The sequence below is a fragment of the uncultured Veillonella sp. genome, assembly GCF_934190855.1.
Lineage (GTDB): Bacteria > Bacillota > Negativicutes > Veillonellales > Veillonellaceae > Veillonella.
The window spans coordinates 1-4,821 of record NZ_CAKPTN010000124.1; the positions used below are offsets into that span (position 1 = coordinate 1).

4 protein-coding genes and 1 other annotated feature are annotated in these 4,821 nt (G+C 40.8%); all 4 genes read right to left on the minus strand.

Going from position 1 to position 4,821, the window contains the following annotated elements; translation table 11 throughout:
• Positions 1-1,010, minus strand: a 1,010-nt coding sequence (locus tag Q0F90_RS07215; RefSeq protein ID WP_296004367.1) for an MFS transporter, incomplete at its 3' end; no start/stop codon positions are given.
• A gap of 145 nt (positions 1,011-1,155) precedes the next feature.
• Entirely contained in the window at positions 1,156-3,066 is a 1,911-nt protein-coding gene (gene thrS / locus Q0F90_RS07220; protein WP_296004368.1) for a threonine--tRNA ligase, read from the minus strand.
• Between the two features lie 72 nt (positions 3,067-3,138).
• Positions 3,139-3,370, minus strand: a binding site (T-box leader).
• 192 nt (positions 3,371-3,562) lie between these two features.
• Positions 3,563-4,552, minus strand: coding sequence for a hypothetical protein (locus tag Q0F90_RS07225; protein WP_296004369.1), 990 nt, complete (start codon positions 4,550-4,552; stop codon positions 3,563-3,565).
• Positions 4,553-4,579: 27 nt separating this feature from the next.
• The coding region (locus Q0F90_RS07230; RefSeq protein ID WP_296004370.1) for a DUF4911 domain-containing protein at positions 4,580-4,821 on the minus strand (242 nt) is incomplete at its 5' end.

Consider the following 4,821-nt stretch of genomic DNA (forward strand, 5'->3'; position numbering starts at 1 on the left):
CTTGTTGGGTACGCTTCTGCCATTAAGGCACCGTAGCCACCCATCATACCATTTACAGAGGCACCTAGAATAGCACCAGCAAATAGCATAGCTGTTGGATCAGATAGTTGGGAGTAAATCAAAATAGATGCTACGGCACATACTTGGAACAGAATAAATGTAGGTTTACGGCCAAGTTTATCCGCCAAACGACCGAATAGCCAAATACCAACCATCATGCCGCATACTGTAACAGCAGTCCATAAACCAGATTTAGTAAGGGAGAAACCTAATTGTTTACTCAAGAAGTTAGGTAGCCAGATCATAATACCGTAGTAACCAAAGTTCTGAACAGATGTTAAGATGGCCACACCAATAGATGTTTTCGTAGTGGCTACGTCTTTCACAAGTAATTTAAAGGATTCCGTATGGGAATGTTCATTTACTTCTTTGCTTTGTACAAAGATTTCTGGTTCATGTAGTTTCGCACGGAAGAACCACGCCACGAAGGCTGGAATAATACCAACCATGAACATGCCGCGCCATCCGATGTGAGGAATCAATAACGGTGTTAATAGTGCAGCGGCCAATACGCCTAATTGCCAGCCAAGAGCAACATAGCTCGTCGCTTTTGCACGGTGTTTAGCAGGCCACGCTTCAGCAGCTAAAGCCATACCAATACCAAATTCACCACCTAAACCAATACCAGCGATTGTACGGTAAATAAGTAGGTCCCAATAGCCTTGTGCAAAGGCACAGAGTCCAGTAAATACGGCAAATAGTACGATAGTCCAAGTCAATACACGAACGCGACCAAACTTATCTGACAAGGTACCAAAGATAAAACCACCGATTACGGCCCCTACTAAGGTCCACGTCACAAGAGAACCAGCTTGACCTGTAGTCAAACCTAAATCGCCTGAAATCAAGGTTAGCATAAAACCTAGAATCAAGAGATCAAAACCATCCATGGCATAGCCCACAGAAGAACCAATAACAGCTTTCCAACCGTATGAATTTACATCTTTCATAGTTATTTTCCTTTCGCTACTCACAGGTAACAATTAAAGAGAAAGCCCCCATTACACTAATAGTCAACTCATAGACTTAAGTCTAACGAAAGGCTTTAGTATATGGGGGCTCTTTTAGTCTGTAAATATATTATATACTATTTTATTAGTTGCGTTCTTTAATTTCCGCTTTAATAGCGTTGAAGAATTCTTCAAATGGTACGGAACCTAATTCGTCACCACCGTGTTTACGAACGTTAACTGTACCTTCTTCAACCTCTTTATCACCTACAACAAGCATATATGGAACTTTTGCCATTTGTGCTTGGCGGATTTTGTAGCCGATTTTTTCGCTACGATCATCCACTTCTACACGTACATAGTCGCGGTGCATTTGTTTTGCCAATTCTTTAGCATATTCAACATGTTTTTCAGAAATAGGCAAGATTTTAACTTGTACAGGAGCCATCCAAGTTGGGAATGCGCCTGCATAGTGTTCAGTTAAGATACCGATGAAACGTTCCATAGAACCGAAGCATGCACGGTGAATCATGATAGGACGATGTTTTTGACCATCTTCGCCAACGTAGTCGATTTGGAAGCGTTCAGGCAAGTTCATATCCAATTGGATAGTACCACATTGCCATGTACGGCCCAAGGAGTCTTCAATATGGTAGTCAAGTTTAGGACCATAGAATGCGCCATCGCCAGGGTTGATTACGTAAGGAATGCCTTTTGCTTCAATAGCATTGCGCAATGCTTCTGTAGCTGCTTCCCAAATTGCATCATCACCCATTGCGTTGTCTGGTTTAGTAGACAATTCAACATGATATTTCAAACCGAATTGGCTGTAAATACGGTCAAACAATTCGATAACTTTCATCAATTCAGATTGCATTTGAGATGGCAACATGAATACGTGAGCATCGTCTTGTGTGAAAGCACGTACGCGGAACAAGCCATGCAATGCACCGGATAATTCATGGCGGTGAACTAAACCAAGTTCAGCGTAACGCAATGGGAAGTCACGGTAGGAGTGCATTTCGTTTTGGTACACCAAGATACCGCCTGGGCAGTTCATTGGTTTAATTGCATATTCTTCTTCGTCGATGATTGTAGTATACATGTTTTCACGGTAATGGAACCAGTGACCAGATGTTTCCCACAATTGTTTGTTCAAAATGATTGGAGTGCGAATTTCTTCGTATTCAAATTCATGGTGAACTTCACGCCAGAAGTTTTCTAATTCGTTGCGAAGGGCCATACCTTTTGGTAAGAAGAATGGGAAGCCAGGACCTTCCTCTTTAATAACGAACAAGCCAAGTTCTTTACCAAGTTTACGGTGGTCTCGTTTAGCCGCTTCTTCAAGCATGTGAAGGTATGCATCAAGTTCTTCTTTTTTCTCAAATGCTGTACCGTAAATACGTTGCAACATTTTATTTTTTTCATCGCCGCGCCAGTATGCACCTGCGATACTTTGTAATTTGAAAGCTTTCACCTTACCAGTGGATGCCGCGTGAGGACCTGCACAAAGATCGATGAAGTCACCTTGAGAGTAGCAAGAGATAACTGCATCTTCAGGAAGGTCTTGAATCAATTCTACCTTGTAGTCTTCGTTTTTAGATTTGAAGAACTCAATAGCTTCTTGACGAGACATTACAGATTTAGTAATAGGCAAGTTTTCTTTTACAATACGGCTCATTTCCTTTTCGATTTTGCCCAAATCTTCAGGAGTTAAGTTTTGCTCCAAGTCGATATCGTAGTAGAAACCTTTGTCGATAGCAGGACCGATAGCCAATTTAGCTTCAGGCCATAAACGTTTAACTGCTTGAGCCAAGATATGAGAAGCTGTGTGGCGCAAAGTATGTTTACCACCATCGTCTTCAAATGTTAAGAAAGCTACTTCAGAGCCATCCACGAGCTCTTCGCGAAGGTCTGTTAATTCGCCATTTACGTTTGCAGCTAGAACTTTTTTAGCCAAGCTGTTAGATAGTTGTTTTACTGCTTCCCCAAGAGTAGTGCCAGCAGCGTATTCCTTTGCACTACCATCAGGTAAAATGATTTTTACATCTGCCATTTTTCTTTCCTCCAATTTATAAACTAGGATAGTTGGATTTTGATAATAAAAAAAGACCCTCTATCCCTACAAACAAGGGACGAAGATCATTCGCGGTTCCACCCTAGTTAACTACCTATACGAGTATATATGTATAGTAATTCACTTCATTAAGCCCGATAACGGTGGCGGCCGTATTTGCCTACTTAGGTTCGACAAATCAGTTTAAAGGGGGTAACTCTGATATATGTGTAAGGCATTTCCAGCATCAGCCTCTCTCTGGTACACAGGGATATGAGAATCATGTCCTTTGCATCACTTTTACTAGAATATAGTATCATAGAGAATCAAAAAATTCAATACGGTTCAATGGTAAATTTCATAATTTCTATAAAATTAAAACATCGTTCTTACGTCTAAATAATATTATTACGTTATATAACTAAGACAAAAACGACTCAAATAAATCGAGCCGTTTTGTAAGTTCTATTAACCTTTGAAGATTTTGTTAAATCTATTAGCGTTTGAAGTTCGTAGACAACATAGCGCCAATTACTTTTTCCAATTTGCTATTGGAAAGGTCTGGACCTTTATAGAGTGTTAAGAGCACATCATTAGAGTTATCTTGTTTAGAAACCATCATAACACCACTACCACGAGCACCATTATCATCATAATCTTTCGCTACAATAACGAGGTTCAAGTAATGGTCTTTCATGTATGTGTACACTTTGCTAGTACGTGCAGAGGAGCCAATCATTTTCGCCATGCTCATACCACGGTTAAATACGATTGTATTCGCATTATGTGGATTTGCCGCTAATTGTTGTTTCTCCTCTTCATTTAAAGGCATAAGGTTTACCATGAGGGAGTCGCCCATTTTGCCACGGAACATAGCTGGCATTGTTTCACGTACGTCTTCTGGAATACCAGTGTCAGCAGTCAATTTCAATTCCTTAGGCACAGTCATGTATAGAACGCCCTTGCTATTGCGGCCTACCTCTGTTGTACTGAGGTCTACAGCGCTAAGCATAATGGAATCTTTAATGGTTGCCACTTGGTTTGCCAATGGCTTTTCAGGAACGCCACGGCTCGCCAATTGTACGTCACCAGATTTAGTTTTTTTCAACGTTTCTACGTTCCAGTTAGCACCTTTTTTATCGGCGTCACTAGCTTCTGTGAAAGCATTGGCCCCATCTTTTGTACCTACGTAAACGTAAGTTTGGGCTGGAATAATTGTATCTGGAGCACCAGATTTATTGAATGCTGCACCGTATACAACATTAGGAATCACAGTGGAACCAATTTGTAGATTATTGCTAGTTTGGCTTTCCACATCAAAATTGATATTGCCTGTGAAAGTCATATCAGGGCCGTGATTGATAATAACTACATCCCCTGCTTGAGGAATGATGACAGGACCTACAGGGCCCGCCATAGCCACACCTGCCATAGATACGCCAAGACAAGCTGTTAATAATGCACGTTTCAAAATAGATTGTTTCATAGATATACTCTCATTTCTCTACTATTTTTATACATCTTCGATAGTCACATAATCAGATAAACTAGTTAATACTTCAAGCGCCAAAGGCCTTGTAGATGGTGTGCAGCGCAACATGCACCTCCCACTCGTATCTACAGAGGTCATAACACCTAAGTATTCATAGCCTTCAATGATGCGATTGATGAAATTCGTATGTGTAGGATCTATATGAAAATACACATACGCTTCCTCTCCAGAGGTTGCTATGTCTGGTACATCTGGAAATGCAC

What these genes read in the sequence shown, in the direction of transcription:
- thrS (WP_296004368.1), bottom strand. Translation starts at nt 3,066, where the DNA reads ATGGCAGATGTAAAAATCATTTTACCTGATGGTAGTGCAAAGGAATAC.
- Q0F90_RS07225 (WP_296004369.1), bottom strand. Translation starts at nt 4,552, where the DNA reads ATGAAACAATCTATTTTGAAACGTGCATTATTAACAGCTTGTCTTGGC.